This window comes from Nguyenibacter vanlangensis (assembly GCF_013376155.1).
Classification (GTDB): domain Bacteria; phylum Pseudomonadota; class Alphaproteobacteria; order Acetobacterales; family Acetobacteraceae; genus Gluconacetobacter; species Gluconacetobacter vanlangensis.
In genome coordinates, this window is sequence record NZ_JABXXP010001305.1 from 1 (window position 1) to 501 (window position 501).

A 501-nucleotide genomic window follows, 5' to 3' on the forward strand; every position below is an offset into this window, starting at 1 on the left:
GCTGGGCAGGGCCGGGCCGGGACCGATGGCGTTGACCCGGATGCCGCGCGGCGCCAGCGCCAGCGCCATGCTGCGCGTCAGCGTCCAGAGCGCGGATTTCGACACGGTATAGGTGACGAAATGCGGGGTCAGCGACCAGACGCGCTGATCCAGCATGTTCAGTACCATGCCCTGCCCCCCCTGCGGCAGTTGGCGGGCGAATTCCTGCATCAGCACGAAGGGGGCGCGCAGATTGGGTTCGAGATGCGCATCCCATCCGGCGCGGGTGGCGTCGTCCCATTCGTCGCGTTCGAAGCTGCTTGCATTGTTCACCAGCACGCCGACGGGGCCGAGCGCCGCGCGCGCCTGCCCCACCAGGGGCTGGACCTGGGATTCGTCGGCCAGGTCGGCGCCCAGCACGCAGGCATTGCCGCCCCGCGCCGCGATCTCGGCCATCAGACCGTGCGCCGGTCCGGCGCTGGCGCGGTAATGGATGGCGATCGAAAAGCCCGCGTCGGCCAG

The 501-nt window shown here is 70.3% G+C and carries 1 protein-coding gene; it reads right to left on the bottom strand.

Annotated elements, in window-relative coordinates; all coding sequences use genetic code 11:
- Window positions 1-501: SDR family NAD(P)-dependent oxidoreductase (locus HUK84_RS22745; protein ID WP_176642100.1), on the bottom strand; the 501-nt coding region annotated here is incomplete at both ends.